This window comes from Sphingobacterium siyangense (assembly GCF_007830445.1).
Taxonomy (GTDB): domain Bacteria; phylum Bacteroidota; class Bacteroidia; order Sphingobacteriales; family Sphingobacteriaceae; genus Sphingobacterium; species Sphingobacterium siyangense.
The window spans coordinates 1-19,815 of record NZ_VLKR01000005.1 but is presented as its reverse complement, the minus strand read 5'-3'; the positions used below and the strand labels follow the sequence as shown (position 1 = coordinate 19,815).

Here is a 19,815-nt window from a genome sequence, read left to right as displayed (position 1 = left end):
TTGTTTGAAAAATGCCTATTTTGTTTATTATAAAAAACAAAAATATAAAAAATCGTTCACTGCACTGAACAAAAGAAACAAATATTTATCTATTTAAAGATATTTTAATAGCAAACCGCTCGGTTTCTTCCGAGCCGCCCGCTCTGTGTATAGGTTAATTAATTATACGCAATAGGCAACCTAAATCCATTTTTATTAAATATTTAATAATGAGCCCTTAACCATTTAACAATCTTGCAGGGATAATTTCGCAACATACTTGTGACAGACACTAATCAACTAAAAAGTGAAATTATTATGCAAAGACAGATCATTTGGTTAATCTCATTGACCATCATTACATTTTTTCAAATTCCAACCAACAGCTGGGCTCAGGGTACGGAAGCAACCATTACAGGTCGTATCATGGACAACAATGGCCCCGTAAAAGGAACGTCTGTATCGGTAAAAAATGAATCTACCGGGTTTAAACAAACAACACTGACGAATCAAAATGGTATCTATACCTTTCCACAATTACCTTTAGGGTCACCGTACAGCATATCAGTAAACCATGTTGGCTATGCCGAACAAAAAAAGACCGACTATAAATTAAGCTATGGTGACGAACTCAATGTAGATTTTACCTTATCATCAGCCGAAAATAAATTGGATAAAGTCATCGTTCAGGGAACTGCAGCTGATCTAAAAAACAAGATCAAGACATTGGGTGCATCCACAGCTATTACGGCCAATGATCTCAAAAAAATGCCTGTAAATGGACGTAATTTCTCCTCGCTAATTGATTTATCACCTGTTAGCAGTGGAACAAATCTAGCCGGACAACGAGCATCTTCGACCAATTTTACGGTAGACGGCATGAATTCACGGAGTACCGTCGCTGGCGGGAACAGCGGTGGCGCCTATTCAATCTCCATGGAAGCGATTCGGGAATTCAAGGTAGTGACCAATGACTACGATGTCACGTTCGGCCGCAGCGGTGGCGGAAGTATTACCACAGTAACCAAATCAGGCACCAACACCTTAACGGGAAGTGCGTTCACTTTTGCTCGTGCGGGCTGGCTTTCGAGCAAGTACAACCTGAATGGAACGGCACGTAAACAAAAATTCTCCACCTATCAATATGGATTTTCACTTGGTGGGCCAATCATCAAGGACAAAGCCCATTTCTTTGTAACCTGGGACCGTCAAATGGATACCCGCCCACTTCAGATCGCTGATATTCAAACAAACGAGGATATTGCACGTTACAAAGTAACGCAGGCTACTTTAGATGAGTTTACCCGCATTGCTGTGGGCAAATATGGCGCTAGCGCCGATCGTCTGTTTGGCTCTTTCGACAAAAAGAAAAAGACCGATGCTGCCTTTGCCCGCATTGACTGGCAGTTGAACGATAAAAACCTATTGACAATTCGTAACAACTTTGTCTACGATATGGACAATCAACAGGAAGGGGACAATACAGGGATCAATGCTTTTGAATCTTATACCAACAGAAGATACATAAACAATAGCCTAATGGCCTCCTTGCGTACGTCTATCAACTCCAAACTGACCAACGATTTGAAGGTACAACATTTCTATGAACGCTCAGAAGCACAGCATAATGTTGCTGGATTTGATCAATCACACAGTATTCCGCGTGCGATCGTCGAATCCGTTCAATCTGTAGACGGTACAAATAAATATACCAATTCAATACAGCTTGGTGGTCAGCGTTACGCGCCAGAATGGTTCAACGGAAATATGTTACAATTGGTCAACAACCTATATTATAATACAGATAAAATCAAATATACCTTCGGTGCAGATGTCATGTATACCAACATGGACTTCCGCTACGGCAGCGAAATGAATGGTCGCTTTTATTTTACCGGTCTGCAAAATTTCGACAACCTGACTCCTTATCGCTATGCCCGTGATGTATATATGACCGACAAAGAAAACACCCTGGTCAACAATCTGGCTGTAGGCCTTTATGGACAAATGGAAGCTAAAATCGCAAGAGGTCTTGATGTTGTCGGCGGCTACGTCTAGACAACACGAAATACCTAAAGAAGGCAACATTCAACCAAACGGTCTATGACGAACTGGGTCTCTCGACCGATAATGGGATCAATACCTTTCAGATACAGCCCCGTGTGCAGTTCAACTGGGATATCAATGAAGAAAAGAAAAATATCATCCGTTTTGGCGCTGGTATATTCGGTTCGGCCCTCAACCCCTATTCTATGTTAAACAATATGTTGTTTGATGGTTCACGCATTGCCGGTGTAGATATTACTGACCCGACCTTAATTCCCAAGCCAAATTTTGCAGGATATCGCAAGGATCCCGATACAGCTCCGGGACGTGAATTGTTGGACAATCCAAAGATTGAAAAACTTGTCACCATCAATACCAATAGTAAGGATGTGAAAGTGCCGACGGTATATAAAGCCAATATCTCCATCAATCACTTTTTCACACCTTCATTACGTATCGGATTAAGTGCTTACGGAACTTGGGGACGCAACAATTATATGTATGTAGATCGCAATATGGTGGAGGACCCTTACTTTAGACTTACTGCCGAAGGTAACCGTGGGGTGTATGTTCCTGCATCGAGCATCAACACGACAAATGGTGCCGCCAACTGGACCAATAGCCGTAAAACCAAACAAATAGGCCGTGTATTAGAAATGAACAGTGAAGGGAAAAATAATTCTTACACCGTTGTACTGGACGGAACTTATCGTTATTATAAGGACGGTCAGATCACCATGTCTTACACTTGGAACGATACAAAAGATAATACCTCCTATAACGGTAATGTTGCCAACTCCGCCACCCTTTCCCTGATGGTCAAAGATGATCCACGCGACTTGAGTACGATGACATATTCGGACAATCAATTCCGCCATAAAGTCGTCTTTTATGGTACCATGCCATCATTATGGGGTGTTTCGATGGGTTTACGTTTCAGCGGAATTGCAGGAACACGCTATTCTTTAGCGGTCAATGGGAATGTCAACGGTGATTTTGTAAATTCCAACGATCTTGCCTTCGTATACGATCCAAATAACAAAAACACCCCCGATTACATCAAAACCGGCATTCAAGCTATTTTAGACGATCCAAATGCAGAGCAAAGCATCAAAAAATACATCAATGGAAACCTCGACCGCATAGCCGAACGTAACGGAGGCATCAACGGTTTTTATGGCGTATTTGACTTGCACTTGGCCAAAAATCTAAAAGTTTACAAGAAACATGGCATCGAAGCTTCGATAGACATTTTCAATGTAGCCAACCTTTTGAAAAAAACTTGGGGCGTAGGACACAATCTGGGTAAACAAAATCTATATGCCATCAAAAGCTTTGATGCAGCGAATCAACAATATGTTTATAATATGAGTTCAGGCGTTGGCGTATCTAACTTAAATGGTAATCCTTATCAAGTACAACTGGGCCTGAGATATGCATTTTAAGTAATTCAGACCCTATAAAAAGAGCAGCGAGCCATTTCCTATGAAAGAAATGGCTCGCTGCTTTTATCAGATCACTTCTATTTCTTCTCAATTCCAAAACAATGCGGAGGTTTAATGACAGCTGCTTGTGCCGGATTATTTTCCGCTTTCGCGGGGAAAACAATCTTTAAACGTCCTTTTGTTCCCTGCCATTTTGGTCCATTCTGGAGAAGGCGAACCGTTTCATTATAGAGTGATTGATCGGGTTGCCCTTCGGTACTAATATTAGTGGGCACTCCATTTTTGTCGACTGTAAAATTGACAATAATTTCGCCACCTCCTGCAGGCGCTACGGACTTCTGGTTGAGGTACTGTTCAAAAATTTTCCATCCTTCACGGGGTGTTGCATCCCCCCCATCCAGCAAAGGTTGAACAGATACCCTATTTTCAGGTTCACTTAATTCTACATCCGTTGTGCGCTCAGCTTTACCGCTAAAATGTTTAAAATATAGCAGGGCCAATAAAGTCACAAAAAGTACACCCGCGGTAGCACCTATGGCCAAACGCTGCCATGTGAAATACTGGGCGTGTCTTGTTGCAACAGTATCTTCCACCCTACGATTCAGGCGTTGTTGCAATAGGCTCAATTGCCGGGCATCCACACCATTTTGCAATCGGTAACCATCGATGGCATCTTGTAAAAAGGGATCTTCCAACGCTTCACGTTCCAACTGAAACATCTCCTCTTTACTCATCAAACCATGGATGTAATTATGGATCCTTGATAATTGATAATTATTTTCCATTTTCTTTCCTTTCCATACAGATTTTCAGATTGCGCTTTCCATTTTGAATAGCACTTTTGACCTTATTCAAATCATATCCAGTCAAATCTGCAATATCTTTATAACATTTTTGCTCGAGATAGAACAAACGTACACATTCCTCTTGTTCGCGGTTTAAAGTTTGCATACAGCCTTCCAGTTTCTCGAAATCCTTTTCTTCCCACTTCGCTTCACTGGTATCATTTAGCTTTTGTTCGCTTTCAAACAAATTGTTTTCAATATCAACCTGCGTCGTCCGCTTATCCTTACGTAATTGCATAAGGCAATAATTTTTACTGTAAACGTGTAACCAGCTCTTAAAATTATCGACTTCATATTGACGAAGCTTCGGTATCAGTTCTTCAAATATCTGCATCACAGCATCCTGACTACGATCGGGATCCTGTAAGTATTTAAAGCACACACCATAAAGCAAAGACATATAGGGCGAATATAGTTTCCCCAGTGTAGACAAGTCACCGCTTGTTTTATAGTGTTGTAAAAGCTCTTTTTCGTTCATGCGCAAATCATTCACCTTAATGATGATTTAATATACAAATTTCCATATATAAAAAAAGGAGCTATTCAAAATTACCGAAAAAACAAAAACCGTCCCCATGATAAAATGGAGACGGTCGATAAGAATATAATATGAATTACGGATTTAATTCCCTTGTTTCCAATTGTATCGCAGTGTAACGCCGTAAGTCCTTGGATCTGCAACTACACCTGCGTATTGCCCATAACTTCCAGGTGCCGCCAGCAACTGCTCGTAGTAATCTTTATTTGTTAGATTTCTACTCCACACAAACACCGAAATACCATTCGATCCCCTGAATCCTAGCCTGGCGTTCAAGACCGAATAGGCATCAATATTTAGGTATTGAGATGGTGAAGAACTGGACGAAAATTTAGAACGGTGAAATAGGTCTGCACCCAAAAAGTAAGATCCATTAATCCCGATCAGCTTACCGCTTTTATTCGCTTCGCCACCCAGCGACCAAGACCATTTGGAAACACCAGGAAGGACGCCACCAGAAATATCTTTAAAAGCCTGAGCTCCGCCAACCTCTTCTAAAGGGACAGGTGCATTGGTAAATTTGACATACTTGGCATCTGTATAGGCCAGTGCTCCATTCAATCGGAGAAAATGTCCGATGTTGATGTTTCCATCCAATTCAACTCCCTTTACACGCACCTTCTCGGCATTGGCCAGATAACCACGGTTTACCCCTGGTTCAGGAGTCTGCACTTGGGTCTGATAGTCTTTGATATCCGTTTGGTAGACGGTCAGATTGAGGAGTGAATTGCGTGTTGGATTTGTCTTCACACCAATTTCCTTATGGCGGACAGCCTCAGGTTTTACTTCGGCGAGATCCAGCAACACCGCTCCATTGGCTGTCGGCAATCCGCCGACGTTGATACCGACAGGTTTATAGCTGATTGAATACGTTGCGTAAGCATTTATCTTCGGATTGAAGCGATATCTTGCGGAGAGTTGACCAGAGAAATTGTCTGCATCCGCATTGACATCAAAAGTCTGATTGGTATATACACCGTTCTTTAAGGCAAGCAGGGCGGGATCTGAGGTCTGCAAACCACCATAGGTCTGCCTATCGTAGTTAGCCACCTTTTTATCGTAGTTGTAGCGCAGCCCTGGGAGGATATGTAATTTTGGCGTTACAGCCCAATCAATCTGTGTATAGGCTGCCAAGCTTGTCCTTTTAATCCCGTAAACGGTCTTGATTCCAAAATTATCAAATAATCCCGGTGTCTGCCACAAAGCACTGGTAGAGCTTTTTTGAAAACGCCAAAAGGCAGATCCTGTTTCTTCGGTATGTACGGGATCTGTCCCCAAATCCTGCCAAAGGCCAAATAAACCAACAACCCCGCTGACCTTTTCACTGATTTTACCAGAGTATCTGAACTCCTGTGACCACTGGTTATGGACGGAATTACCTGCTGAAACGGTGTATACCGGAAGTCCTAAATAATCGCGGTCATTGAGCGGAACCCATGTCCATGTCCGCCACGCAGAGGTTGAGGTCAGTGTCCCTTCTCCAATCTTGATATCGGCATTCAATGCGACCCCACCCAATTTATTATCAGCTTTAGATTGAGTATCCAAATCTATCTTACGCTCGAAGGCACTTTTATAAGGCAACTCGTAGCCCAAATCTTTAATAATTGCATCAAATTGTCTGTAGTCCGCACGCTGTGTTTTTACAACTCCGGCAACCGCCCAGCCGTAACCATCGGGTTTCTGTGATGACACATCACCCGAAAGCACCAGTTTGATATTCTCGGTTGGGGTAAACAGCAATTGCCCTCTAAAGCCCAGGTTGTTAATATCATTGATCTTCCTATTGGTATGTACATTAAACAAATTTCCATCCCGTTGTGTGCCAGAGAAAGAAGCTCTCGCAGCCAGGTTTTTGGCCAATGGCCCTGAGATTGAAGTCTTCGCCTGAATAAAACCTTGGTTTCCGTAGCTGACTTCCACATTGGCCTCTGGTGTGAATTGTGGTAAACGTGAGGTTATATTAAATGCACCTGCTGTTGTATTCTTTCCAAAGAGTGTACCTTGAGGTCCACGCAGCACCTCTATCTGGTCGATATCAATAAAGTCCAGCCAAGTCGCGGCAGGGCGGGCGATATATACACCATCAAGATAAAATCCTACACCAGGATCGATACCATCATTGGTGAGGCCATAAGTTGAGCCCAGTCCCCGGATATTAAGCGTCGTATTACGTGCATTCGATGCATATAACTGAACTGTAGGTACAAGCTCTTTTAGTCGATTGACATTAAATGCCCCTGCATCCTCCAATGCTGCGCCACGAATAATCGATACGGGAATCGGAACATCCTGCAACTGCTCCTTACGACGGCGTGCGGTGACCACTACTTGATCCAATGCTTCCAATCGTGGGGTAAGCTCAATCACTGCTGGAGAATGGTCCACCACGATATGACGAGTTTGATAACCAACAATGGATACGATCAATGAAAATGGCAATTTTTGTCCAGTTACAAATTGAAAAACGCCTTTACTGTCGGTTTTCACCTGGTGTGTAACGGCTTCCAACTGAACCGTTACGCCTTGCAGGGGCTCTTTTGTTACGGCGTCAATTACGGTACCTGTTAACGAGGCATTTATAATAGGTTTAGGGTTTTCTACTTGCGCGTAGGTATGGTAAGAACCTGTTAAAAGCAAGCTAAAAATGACGCTAATTCGAAAAATAGCATTTTTTTTCATAAATTTATTCAGTTTAATGGTGAATCTAAAACAAGTGCCAACGCCAATCGATACTTGCTTCATTGTTAAAACTTTGTAAAAGGGAAGCCTCGGCTTCCCTTTTCTAATATAAGAGAGTGTAAGAGAGAAATTTTAACAACACATTCGTTTCTTGTCACTTTTTAGGGTAACAACAGATCCTTCTACCGAAGCAACCAATAAATTTGTTTTTGGAGAGTAATTTTGTTTCATTCTTTTTATCTTGTTATTTTCTTTTATTTCCTGCTGCATAAACGAATCCGTATATGCACTTATCAGGCGGCAATTTCAAACAACTTTCATCACATTTCTTTTTTATAAAATCAATTTCATGGCTAGTTCGATTCATAATCAAGTCAGTCCTTTTTGCTCGCCTTCCTATTTACCTGTAAATCAGATAACGATACAAATATATAAATATTTTTTAAAAGACTACTAATTTGATAGATTTAATAATATTTTTTTCAAAAAGCCATTAAGCCTTAATTTTAAGACACTTAAAGCAAATAAAAAGCGTCTCAAATTTCTTTCAGCATGAAAAAAATCGCGAAGGCAACCATCCTAATCACCAACTACCCAGCGAAAATCAAGAAGCAAGCGATTGTATAAAAAACGAAGATCTGTGCTACGAATCAGAAAAAAATTCACGCATAAACCCTTGATGAAAAAGCATAAAAAAGAAGGTGTCTAAAAAGTAAAAACAAACCCTCTGAGAATTGAATATTTGAAAAGTACCTGTATAGGGATTCGGTAAAAATTCAAGAAAAAAGGGGCTATCCAACCTTTTTGGACAGCCCCATCTTTACAGTCATATTTTAACAATCTATTTCACCTTGAAACACTTACCGTCTTAGCGAAATAGCACCAGTGCAATCAATAAGGTAATAATAACATTAAAAGTCTGCGCAATCAGAAAAGCATATAGCGGTTTCTTATTGTCTTGAGCAAAAAGATCCTTAAAGTTCGTTTCCAAACCAATAGATGTAAATGCCAAGGTAAACCAGAGGCCCTGTAAATTTTTCAAACTTCCTTTGACGGCATCAATCTTCTCGGGAGATATCACGAATGAAAAGAGCAGCGATGCAAATACAAATCCCAACACAAACTTCGGAAAACGCTCCCATATAATTTTTAGCGTAGGCTTATCCCGCTTGGTTTCATCATCAACCGATTTCGCATAAGTCCAATAAATACTGATTGCAAAAGCAGCCAGCCCCAACAATACGTTTTGGGAAAATTTCACAATGGTACTGATCTTCAACGCTTCTTCTCCGACCAGGGAACCTGAAGCCACGACAGCACCAGTTGTATCAATACTCCCGCCGAGCCAAGCACCGGTAACTTCTTGCGACAAGCCCATCCACTCCGCCATATAAGGCATGAAAATCATCATTGGAATCGCCGTAATAAGGACCAGTGAAATGACATAGGAAAGCTTTTTGCTATCACCTTTAATTGCTCCCGAAGTTGCTATCGCTGCGGAAACACCACAAATAGATACTGCACTCGACAGCATCAGCGACATCTCCTTGTCAATCTTTAATTTTTTACAGATCCAGAACGCAAAATACCAAACGGACAATACGACAGCCAGTGCTTGAATAAGCCCCAAGGATCCCGCTTTCAGGATATCCCCGAAGATCACGGTAGTCCCGAGCAGAATTAGGCCTATCTTGACATACAGCTCGGTACTGAGCGCCTCTTTAAACCAATTAGGCAGTTTAAAGCAATTGCTGATGACTAAACCGATAATCAAACTAAAAATTACAGCTTCGAGATTGTATTCTTTAACTGTTGCATTCCCTGCCAGCACCAATGCAAATACGGTAAGGATAAATACAACAGGAAATACAACGAATAAATGTTTTACAGATTTCCCCAAAAGAAAGGCGCCCAATATCGCGGTAACGAATACAAAAATAAACTGCTCAAAAAGCTTCATTAAATTTGTCGGGTCGAAAACCGTTGCGACGAGTTCGGCGGAATTACTCCACGAAAAACTAGGTACTGGCGCAACAATTCCTGAGAGTGCGAGAAATATGGTAGCGATCCCCAAAATGACGACTACCCAGTCTTCTGTAAATGTAAATGATCTTGAAGATGTCATATAATGGTTAGGGTTTAAAAGGTTAAATTTAGCATAATTACAGTGACTTTCTAGGATTGTAACACAAAAATGGCCGAAGATTTCTCTCCGGCCATCAACCAAAACCAATAATCTATTATCAATCAAAAACAATATTTATTCTCATCTATCAATTTCTTTGCGATTCGCTGACGTGCATCTTTCACATTAAATGGCTGTGCTTTTGTGAATCTGCGCAAACCAACCAACATCATATTCAGTTCATCACCTTCACCAAAAGAATATAATGCTTCTTTACCGGCAGCGCTGATTTTATCAATAGCACCATACAGATAGATCTTAGCCATATCTTTTGCATAGTCTGCTTTATCAGATCCTGTATGCAGCAATTTTTCTGCGCGCAACAAAACTGACTCGGTGATATAAACATACCCGATAATATCCGCAATATTCATGAGGATTTCCTCTTCTTTGGAAAGAGACATCATCAATTTTTGCACTGCTGCTCCCGCAATCAATAACCCAGCTTTTTTAAGGTTTGCCACAATTTTCTTTTCTGCAGCGAAAGGCGCATCCTCCTCTTCACCAAAATCTGGAATAGCGAGAAGCTCTCCAGCTACAGCTTGGGCAGGTCCCATCAGATCCAATTCACCTTTCATGGCCCGTTTTAACAGCATGTCAACGACAAGCAATCGATTCACTTCATTCGTACCTTCAAAGATCCTGTTGATCCGTGAATCCCGATAAGCGCGTTCCATTGGCGCATCTGCTGAGTAACCCATTCCACCATAAATCTGTACCCCTTCGTCAACCACATAATCCAACATCTCCGAGCACCATACTTTGATGATAGCGCACTCAATTGCAAACTGCTCCACAGACTTCAATTTTGCTTTTGCTTCATCCATACCGCCAGCAATCAATGCATCGTAAGCATCATCAATATTTTGACCGGCACGATACGATGCCGACTCCACAGCAAACAAACGTGTTGCCATCTCAGCCAGCTTATACCGAATGGCACCAAATTTAGAAATCGGCAGATTAAACTGCACACGTTCATTGGCATACTGCACCGCATGGTTGATCACCATACGTGCCGAACCGATCGTGGCAGCGCCCAGTTTTATACGACCAATATTCAGGATATTTACAGCAATCTTAAATCCATTTTCACGATCAGAAAGCATATTCTCTACAGGAACGGCGCAATCATTGAAAAAGATCTGACGTGTTGAAGATCCCTTGATACCCAATTTATGTTCTTCGGGATTCATCGTGATGCCACCAAAATCTTTCTCGACAATAAATGCCGTTAGGTTTTTATCATCATCGATTTTTGCAAATACGATGAAGATATCTGCAAAACCACCGTTTGTAATCCACATTTTTTGTCCGTTGATCAAATAATGTGTCCCTTCGGCATTTAATTTTGCGGAAGTACGACCCGAATTTGCGTCCGATCCAGCATTGGGTTCTGTCAAACAATACGACGCCTTCCATTCACCAGTAGCAAGCTTTGGAACATATTTTGCCTTTTGGGCATCATTACCATAATACAAAATAGGCAGCGTACCGATTCCCGTATGAGCAGACAATGCGACAGCAAAAGAAAACCCGCCACCTACCGCATCGGCAACAAGCATAGAAGTGTTGAAATTCTTGCCGAAACCACCATATTCTTCGGGAATAGAAACACCCAACATCCCCAGTTCACCGGCCTTATCCATCAAACTAGGCATAAGTCCTTCTTCTTGCGCATCGATACGGTCCAGCTTGTTCAATACTTCCGTATCCAAGAAATCCAAGCAGGTCTGACGAATCATTTTGGCTTCTTCATCAAATTCTTCCGGAATAAAAACGGCTGTATAGGGAGTCTCTCTAATCACGAACTCTCCGCCTTTAATTGCTTTATTGTCCATTTTGTTTAAGATTAAGGAGCAAGGAATAAAGAGTAAAGATTGACTCTCAATACCCTATTGCTTTGCTTCTATTGTTTTTAAAAATGTTGTTATTCGTTTTTGCAGTGTAACCACTTGTTCAATTATTTTGACATTATGATCTGATGGAATGTATTCGAATCTCTCTGCAAGAACCAGTTGCGTTTCTATTTCAAAGCAGGATCCCAAAGATATTTTTAAGAAATGAGCAAATTCCTTATTTGAACTACGAGAAGATCCTTCCGCAATATTTGATGGAACGGAAACCGCACAACGTCGCAATTGACTGGTTAAACCAAATTTTTCATCAACAGGGAATAATCTGGTTGTTTCTAAAAGAATTTGAGCCAAATCCATTGCTCCTTTCCAAATTTCTAAATTCCTAAAATTATGCATCTTTTATCTTTGCTCCTTGTTCTTTACTCCTAAGATCAAAGTAACTCAAAAATACCAGCAGCTCCTTGACCAGTTCCGACACACATCGTCACCATGCCATATTTTTTGCCTCTGCGTTTCAACTCGTTTAAGACTTGGACCGTCAATTTAGCTCCTGTACATCCAAGAGGATGCCCTAAAGCGATGGCACCGCCATTGACATTTACTTTCTCTTCGTCTAATCCAAGTTCACGAATTACGGCTAGCGATTGAGAGGCGAAAGCTTCATTCAGCTCAAAGAGATCAATATCTTCCTTTTTAAGACCGGCTCTTGCCAAAGCCTTGGGTATGGCATAGATAGGTCCAATACCCATAATGCGAGGTGGAACACCTGCTACAGCAAAACTAACGAGCTTTGCTATAGGTTTTACACCAAGCTCTTTCACTTTTGCTTCAGACATCACCAAGACAAATGCAGCCCCATCAGAAGTTTGTGAGGAATTCCCTGCTGTCACGGAACCATTCGCTGCAAAAACTGGTTTTAATTTCCCTAAAGCCTCCAGGGAAGTATCAGCTCGAGGACCTTCATCCGTATCAACGACATATTCACGCGTTGCAATCTTGCCGTCTTTCAAGTAATTTTCCTTTACGGTGATAGGCACAATACCATCTTTCAAATGACCATTTTGAATAGCTGCAACTGCCTTTTGATTTGATTTAAGTGCAAAAGCATCCTGATCTTCACGTGAGACATTGTAATCTTTGGCTACAGCTTCGGCAGTCAATCCCATACCCCAATACCAATCGGGATGCTCTTTTGCTACGACAGGATTAGGAACAATTTTCCAACCTCCAAAGGGCATTCCGGACATCACCTCTACCCCACCGGCGATAATAACATCTGCCATGCCAGTCTTGATCTTTGCGACCGCTGTTGCAATAGTCTCCAAACCTGAAGCGCAGTACCGATTAACGGTTACTCCCGGGACCTTATCCGTATCCAATCCCATCAGTGAAATGAAACGAGCCATATTGAGTCCCTGCTCCGCTTCCGGCATCGCATTCCCAACGATGACATCGTCTATATCTTCTTTATTTAAATTTGGCACAGTGGATACAAGATGTTTAATAACATCCGTGGCTAAATCATCCGCCCGCATGAAGCGAAATACTCCCCGCGGCGCTTTGCCTACTGCTGTACGAAATCCTGCTACTATGTATGCTTCCATTATTTTTATTTTTTTCGTGAGTAGTGATTTTTAGTTCCGTAAAGGCTTACCCTTGGTCAGCATAAATTGAATCCTTTCAAGCGTTTTGCGTTCGGCACAAAGCTCGAGGAAAGTTTTACGTTCAAGATCCAGTAGATACTGTTCAGATACTTCGGTCGGTGACGATAAATTTCCACCACACATCACCCAGCCTAGTTTTTCTGAGATCTTTCGATCATAATCAGAGATATAATTACCTTCACGCATCGACGAAGCCCCCACATACACGATCCCCAATCCTTGGTTTCCTAAAACCCTGATATCATTGCGTGGAGCAGGCTGAACATAACCCGCATCAGCCAATTCCAATGCCTTTGCTTTGGCATCTGCCAAAAGGCGGGCACGGTTCATTGTAATTGCAAATTTATCTTTCTGCAAATAGCCGAGTTCATAGGCTTCATAAGCAGAAGTCGAAACTTTCGCCTGCCCAATGGTCAGGAATTTATCTTTCAAGGTGTTCTGAACAATCTGATCCTCCTTAAATTCCTCCGAGGCACGTAGTGTAAATTCTTTGGTTCCACCGCCACCGGGAATAACACCAACGCCAAGTTCAACCAAGCCCATATAGGTTTCGGCGTGAGCCTGCACAAAATCAGCATGCATGGAGAATTCACAGCCCCCACCGAGGGTCATTTGAAATGGCGCAACGACTACAGGTATTGACGAATAGCGTAAGCGCATGGATGTATTTTGAAAGGCACGGACTGCCATATTCAATTCATCAAAATCCTGTTCTACGGCCATCATGAAAATCATTCCAATGTTGGCGCCAGCAGAAAAGTTTTTCCCATCATTGGACACCACTAAACCGCGATATTCCTTTTCAGCGAGATCAATAGCTTTATTCAAGCCCTGGATAACATCTCCGCCGATGGTATTCATCTTGGTATGAAATTCACAGTTAATGACACCATCGCCAAGATCAATAATAGAAACCCCCGTATTTTTCCAGATTGTATTACTTTCCCGAATATGATCCAATACGATCAGATCTTCCGTTCCGGGAATAGCTTTATAAGATTTGGTCGCAATATCATAATAGTGACGTACACCATTTTCAATTTTATAGAATGATTCACATCCCGCTTCCAACATCTCGTGTACCCAGGAAGCAACCTCCCCATCCTGACCTGGAAGTCGTTTTTCTTCGGCCTTAATTTTAGCTAAGGTCTCTCGGACACCTAGCGCATCCCATACTTCAAATGGTCCTAACTCCCAACCAAATCCAGCACGCATGGCATCATCAATGCGGAAGAAGTCATCTGTAATTTCGGGAACACGGCGGGACACATATTCAAACAAGGGATAATGCATGGCACGGAAAAGTTCCGCCGCTTTATCTCCCCCTTGTTCATATACTTTCATCCGCTTGCGGATATCCTCCACAGGCTTGGTGGCTTCCAAAGTTGCTGATTTCACTTTTTGCTGTGAACCAAATTCCAGTGTTTTTAGATTTAGAGACAAAATCTCCGAATTACCATCGGCAGCTTTTACTTTTTCATAAAACCCTTTCTTGGTTTTCTCACCCAACCATTTATTCTCTACCATCTTACTGATGAATGTTGGAAGTTGAAAGACACCCTTGGCTTCATCTTCAGGCGCATTTTGTGCCAGCCCATTGGCAACATTCACCAGGGTATCAAGCCCTACAACATCAGCCGTACGAAAAGTTGCCGATTTGGGATGCCCCATTGCGGGACCGGTATATTTGTCGACCTCTTCCACGGTTAACCCAAGAGGTTCCACCAAATGAGTAACCGCCAACATCGAATAAACACCGATACGATTACCAATAAATGCAGGTGTATCTTTACATAATACAACAGATTTTCCCAGCATCTTATCGCCAAAATGAAGAATAAAGTCAACGACCTCAGGCTTCGTGTGCGGTGTGGGAATAACCTCCAATAAAGGAAGATAGCGTGGCGGATTGAAGAAGTGTGTACCGCAGAAATGATCTTTAAAATCTTCACTTCTGTCCGCTGTCATTAAATGAATAGGAATACCAGAAGTATTGGAAGTAATCAATGTTCCAGGTTTACGAAATTGCTCAACACGCTCAAAAACAGACTTTTTAACATCAAGTCGCTCAACAACAACCTCTATGATCCAGTCCACATGAGCAATGTCTTTTAGATTATCATCAAAATTACCTGTTTTGATACGTCTGACAAATGACTTGCTATAAATTGGCGAAGGGTTTGTTTTTAAAGCCGTTTCTAGGGAGCTGTTGACAATTCGGTCCCGAACAACCTTACTCTCCAGCGTGAGACCTTTGGCTTGTTCCGCTGGCAGCAGTTCACGTGGAACGATATCCAACAATAAAACCTCAACACCAATGTTAGCAAAATGACAAGCAATTCGCGAGCCCATAACACCCGAACCGAGAACCGCCACTTTTCTAATATTTCTGTTCATCATAACATATTTATTATGCACTTCTGTACATTTGGTTTAACTTCTAAACGATTACTTCTTCCTTGTAACTGGTTGCAAGCTCATTGAGTTTCGCTAAAGAAGCAATCAATTGATCACGTTCATTTTCTGAAAAATTATCCGCTAAGTATTGATTGAAATTACGCACCACATCCTTGGCAATTCTTCTTTTCTCCCGACCCAATTCAGTCAAGTATACTTTTACAGATCTCTTGTCGGTCTCACTCGTCTCACGGTATATAAATCCCAATGACTCCAAATTATTCAACACCCGAGACAAACTAGTTGTTTTAACTCCTGTCAAATTTGCAATCTGAGAAACAGGTGTACCCTCTTTATGAATGTTAATCAAAATATAACCTGCGGCCTGGGTAAAACCGTACTGCGAAGCAATTTGATTATATTTATTGGCAATTGTCTGCCAGCCTGTTTTTAAAAAATAGTCGATTGTCTGATTTTGGTTCATAAGCGTACTCACAAGCTATTTGTTATGCTTGCATAACAAATATACCAGTTAGTAATCAGAATAACAAGATCCAAAATATAAATTTTGTCATATATTCGTCAGCATGACTGCGCTTCATATTTCTTAGCTGAATTTGCCAATAATAGAAAATGTGGAAAACTTTTAAGCACTGAAATACAACTAAATAAAACAAAACACAAAACTTTTATTAACAGCCCCTGTTTAATAATCAAAATTAATTCCGTTAACTTTGTCCTGAACAAACATCAACACCGTATGGCTTTAGTAAACATACCTCGCTTGGACTTGCTACATTATACTCAAGGAACCCAAGAACAACGAAATCAATTCATCCAAGATATTGGCAAGGCTTTTAACGAAACGGGCTTTGTAACGATTGCAAATCATGGCTTATCAAAAGAGCTGATTGAAGAATTATATCAGGTAGTTCCTGAGTTTTTTGGTTTGCCGACCGAGACGAAGGAAAAATATGAATTTCCAGAACTTGCAGGTCAACGTGGCTATACAGCAAAAGGAAGAGAAAAAGCGAAAGATGCGAAGACTCCTGATTTAAAGGAATTTTGGCAACGCGGTCAAACGATCGTTGGTGAAGAATACTCCAAAGCAGATTTTCCGGACAATCCTGAAGTGGCTGAAATACCTCGCTTTAATGGTGTGACAGCGGAGGTCTATAAAAAATTAGAAGATACAGGCCGGGACTTATTAAAAGCGATTGCTACCTACCTTGATCTGGAAGAAGATTACTTTGAAAAATATGTTATCAATGGTAATTCTATTCTACGTGCAATACACTACTTTCCAATCAGCGATCCTGATGCCTTATCTCCAGATGCCGTACGTGCAGGCGCTCACGAAGATATCAACCTTATCACCTTATTGATTGGGGCTAGTGCGGATGGACTTGAAGTATTGACAAAAGACGGAGAATGGTTCCCTATCAAAGCCAAAGGTGAAGATATCGTCATCAATGTGGGTGATATGTTGCAACGGTTAACAAACAATAAGTTGAAATCCACTACGCATCGCGTAGTAAACCCGCCACGTGAAAAAATGGGCACTTCCCGTTTTTCTATTCCATTCTTTTTACACCCAAAATCCGCCATGAGTTTGGCTTCATTAGATTCCTGCATCGATGCAGAACACCCGAAAGTCTATGAAGATTATACCGCCGGTCAATACCTGGATGAACGCTTAAGAGAAATCGGATTAAAAATGTAACACTCCGCATCATTTAAATTGGTTTAAATGAGCAGAACAGCATATAAAAAAGAAATGGCCGATCTTAGGATCGGCCATTTCTTTTTTACGGATATGAAAGCTATTTCAATTTATAACCTATACCAACATTCATAAAGATATTATGCAATCCGAAACTAATACTTTCAAATCCGGTTTTCATAATATTATTGAAGCCATAATCCAACTGTGCCAACGCAAAAAATCTTTTGTCAATAGCATAATGGGCTCCCAAACTCATACCAACATCAATACTCCTAACACTTTCCGAGAAATCATAATCGGCATTATCCACAACAATTTTATTTCCAGTAGGTTCTTCATGTCTAAGATAGCCATTGTAAGCCTCACCATAGAATTCCTTTTTTACCGCAAAAGAAATATAAGGACCTGCCTGCACATTCCAACGATTTGAAAGCTGATAAGTCGCTTGAATCGGCACAGACAGATACAGATTATGCACTTTAGTTGTAATATCACCGGTATAATAACCTCTCAACTCCTCTTTTGCATCATTCACAGCATTGAATGTCGTCTTGTATCCTTTAACAGTCGCTTTCGTATCCATTCCCTTTCCTTCGAAGACGAGTCCCAAAGATACTCCCCATTTGGGATCAATACGATAGTTTGCCCTTGTTCCGACAAAAAAGGGAACATTCGGATTATAGCTTTTAATTTTTCGGATCTCACGTGGCAATGAAAGCGGTGCGGCTCCGCCGATCTTACTGCCAACCATCACATCAAAACCTAATTTACTTTCACCCGATGTATTTTCCTGCGCATTTGCAACAGACCCTATCAAAACCATCGCAGCCACTGCGATTGTATATTTTATCATGTTCATTATTTCTTCGTTACAATTTTGAGATCATCCACCGTTAACTTACTACCGACAGCACCAATAAAATTATCACCATATTTACTCGAAGACATCACAATAGCAATGCTATAATCCAAATTGGCAACGTCAGCATCAGTTACTTTCGCCGTGTACTTAAATGGCAATGTAAACTTGACAAAACCATTGGTCGCTGTTGCGCCACCATTTTCCAGCCTGGCTATAGCCACTATACTTGGATCTTTCAAAATATTATGTCCGGTCAAATAGGAAACTTTCTTCTTCGGATCAGGCTCCGAATCCATCAGCTGCTTGCGATTATAAAAAACCGCATAGATATCACAGGAATCTTTGGTATTGACCGGCTTCATGTTTTCGTCCGTCACCGTCGCGCCAGGACTATATTTATAGTAACCTTCCAAAACCAACGGTATCTGATTGAAAGGAAGACCAAACTGCGTTGCCGAAAGTGGATCTGTCAATACAGGTCCCGTAATTCTTTACACGTAAACCACACTTAGCGTACACTTATTTCTTGTCTAATCTTCACAGGCAGGCTTTCGACAATAAGTTGATAGCTATGCAAAATTAACTCTTCAAGCTTTCTATCATCAAGTTCCCGATTAGCAATAATGGTATTCCAATGCTTTTTATTCATATGATACCCCGGAAGCACTGTGTGTTCATGCCTTTCACGCAGTTCAATTGCCCACTCCGGATTACACTTCACATTAAACCGAAGCTCATCAATCTGATCCAGTCCCACCAATAAAAAAATCTTGCCACCAACCTTAAATACCAGTGTATCCGGACCAAATGGCGTCTCCTCCATAACTGGCCCAATAGACAAACAATATTCTCTCAGATCTTCAATGTTCATATTTTTTTGTTTTAGTTATCCTTTAAGTTAATCTGAATGCCCTTCATAAAATGGACAATAATCCATATAAAGCTAACAAAAACAGCGGATCGTTTTACTTAAAATCTTTTAATCTTTAGCAAAGACGATATTAAACCTATTGGCAATAAAGCGATATGGATACAGAGAAAAACAAATGCGGAATAAACTGGAATTAGACAATGAAAAGCATAGGACAACTTCGGTATTTATAGGAATTATCGACGGATATGAAGCGGTACTCATTCGGAGCTTCTTCGCTTGTAACCGAAGAAGCTCCGAATGAGTACCGAACAAGTACCGAAGAAGCACCGAACAAGCAGCGTTAAAAGGCAGAATATATTATACTGAAATAGGTTTACATTTACCGAACAGATTACTATATAGATTTTACATCCTATTTTTTCTACTGGATTTGGTTGTCATTGTCCGTTTTCTGACTGTTATCGGTTGTCCTTTCCCTAACCACAGTTTCCCTAGTTTTGCTGCGGAACTTTTTTGACTCAGCGTTACGTCTTTGAAACATTTTGGGAACTTTTTGGTTCTGCAATTGCTGATGTGCCTGCTGGGGAGACATCATATTGCAGGACATATGTGGCCTAAAATGATTGTATATATTGACTGCCTTGACCAGCTGTGCAAGTGCCGTTTTGTAGTCCGGAAAGGTCTCAGCCATGCGATATTCGCTTTTTAGGATG

The 19,815-nt window shown here is 41.2% G+C and carries 16 protein-coding genes; 3 read left to right on the top strand and 13 right to left on the bottom strand.

Annotated features, from left to right (window positions below; genetic code table 11):
- Window positions 1-297 precede the first annotated feature (297 nt).
- On the top strand, window positions 298-2,037 hold the full coding sequence (locus IQ31_RS27610; protein WP_208734143.1) for a TonB-dependent receptor: 1,740 nt from the start codon (window positions 298-300) through the stop codon (window positions 2,035-2,037).
- A 104-nt stretch (window positions 2,038-2,141) separates the two neighbouring features.
- Entirely contained in the window at window positions 2,142-3,470 is a 1,329-nt protein-coding gene (locus IQ31_RS27605; protein ID WP_208734142.1) for a hypothetical protein, read from the top strand.
- Window positions 3,471-3,547: 77 nt separating this feature from the next.
- Here IQ31_RS27605 and IQ31_RS06350 read toward each other — a convergent pair whose 3' ends face one another.
- The 9 genes from IQ31_RS06350 to IQ31_RS06310 all read right to left on the bottom strand — a co-directional run bounded on the left by IQ31_RS06350 (window position 3,548) and on the right by IQ31_RS06310 (window position 16,124).
- Window positions 3,548-4,255 carry a hypothetical protein gene (locus IQ31_RS06350; RefSeq protein ID WP_198385998.1) on the bottom strand — a complete coding sequence of 236 codons (708 nt, stop codon included), beginning with the start codon at window positions 4,253-4,255 and terminating at the stop codon, window positions 3,548-3,550.
- Window positions 4,245-4,793, bottom strand: a complete 549-nt coding sequence (locus tag IQ31_RS06345; RefSeq protein WP_075994424.1) for an RNA polymerase sigma factor — start codon at window positions 4,791-4,793, stop codon at window positions 4,245-4,247. Before IQ31_RS06345 ends, IQ31_RS06350 begins: the two co-directional genes overlap by 11 nt.
- 144 nt (window positions 4,794-4,937) lie before the next feature.
- The gene (locus IQ31_RS06340; protein ID WP_145327487.1) at window positions 4,938-7,535 is read right to left on the bottom strand and encodes a TonB-dependent receptor; all 2,598 of its coding nucleotides are present in this window, start codon (window positions 7,533-7,535) and stop codon (window positions 4,938-4,940) included.
- A gap of 868 nt (window positions 7,536-8,403) precedes the next feature.
- A complete protein-coding gene (locus tag IQ31_RS06335) occupies window positions 8,404-9,660 on the bottom strand; it encodes a YeiH family protein (RefSeq protein ID WP_075995001.1) in 1,257 nt (418 codons plus the stop codon).
- A gap of 122 nt (window positions 9,661-9,782) precedes the next feature.
- Entirely contained in the window at window positions 9,783-11,561 is a 1,779-nt protein-coding gene (locus IQ31_RS06330) for an acyl-CoA dehydrogenase family protein (RefSeq protein ID WP_145327486.1), read from the bottom strand.
- A 54-nt stretch (window positions 11,562-11,615) separates the two neighbouring features.
- Complete coding sequence (locus IQ31_RS06325; RefSeq protein ID WP_075994426.1) at window positions 11,616-11,975, bottom strand: four helix bundle protein; 360 nt, start codon at window positions 11,973-11,975, stop codon at window positions 11,616-11,618.
- Between the two features lie 35 nt (window positions 11,976-12,010).
- A complete protein-coding gene (locus IQ31_RS06320; protein WP_075994427.1) occupies window positions 12,011-13,183 on the bottom strand; it encodes an acetyl-CoA C-acyltransferase in 1,173 nt (390 codons plus the stop codon).
- 30 nt (window positions 13,184-13,213) lie between these two features.
- The gene (locus IQ31_RS06315) at window positions 13,214-15,643 is read right to left on the bottom strand and encodes a 3-hydroxyacyl-CoA dehydrogenase/enoyl-CoA hydratase family protein (protein ID WP_145327485.1); all 2,430 of its coding nucleotides are present in this window, start codon (window positions 15,641-15,643) and stop codon (window positions 13,214-13,216) included.
- A gap of 40 nt (window positions 15,644-15,683) precedes the next feature.
- Window positions 15,684-16,124, bottom strand: coding sequence for a MarR family winged helix-turn-helix transcriptional regulator (locus IQ31_RS06310; protein ID WP_075995002.1), 441 nt, complete (start codon window positions 16,122-16,124; stop codon window positions 15,684-15,686).
- Window positions 16,125-16,400: 276 nt separating this feature from the next.
- Here IQ31_RS06310 and IQ31_RS06305 point away from each other — a divergent pair, with 276 nt between their 5' ends.
- On the top strand, window positions 16,401-17,363 hold the full coding sequence (locus tag IQ31_RS06305) for an isopenicillin N synthase family dioxygenase (protein ID WP_088163168.1): 963 nt from the start codon (window positions 16,401-16,403) through the stop codon (window positions 17,361-17,363).
- Between the two features lie 100 nt (window positions 17,364-17,463).
- On the opposite strand, the gene IQ31_RS06300 is transcribed toward IQ31_RS06305, so the two are convergent.
- The 4 genes from IQ31_RS06300 to IQ31_RS06285 form a co-directional block, all read right to left on the bottom strand.
- Window positions 17,464-18,219, bottom strand: coding sequence for a porin family protein (locus IQ31_RS06300; RefSeq protein WP_232475631.1), 756 nt, complete (start codon window positions 18,217-18,219; stop codon window positions 17,464-17,466).
- 5 nt (window positions 18,220-18,224) lie between these two features.
- Window positions 18,225-18,701 (bottom strand): PCMD domain-containing protein, encoded by a 477-nt coding sequence (locus IQ31_RS06295; protein WP_158638807.1) that lies wholly within the window; start codon window positions 18,699-18,701, stop codon window positions 18,225-18,227.
- 35 nt (window positions 18,702-18,736) lie between these two features.
- Entirely contained in the window at window positions 18,737-19,099 is a 363-nt protein-coding gene (locus IQ31_RS06290; protein WP_145327482.1) for an MmcQ/YjbR family DNA-binding protein, read from the bottom strand.
- Between the two features lie 424 nt (window positions 19,100-19,523).
- A partial coding sequence (locus IQ31_RS06285) for an integrase core domain-containing protein (RefSeq protein WP_208734141.1) occupies window positions 19,524-19,815 on the bottom strand: 292 nt, incomplete at its 5' end.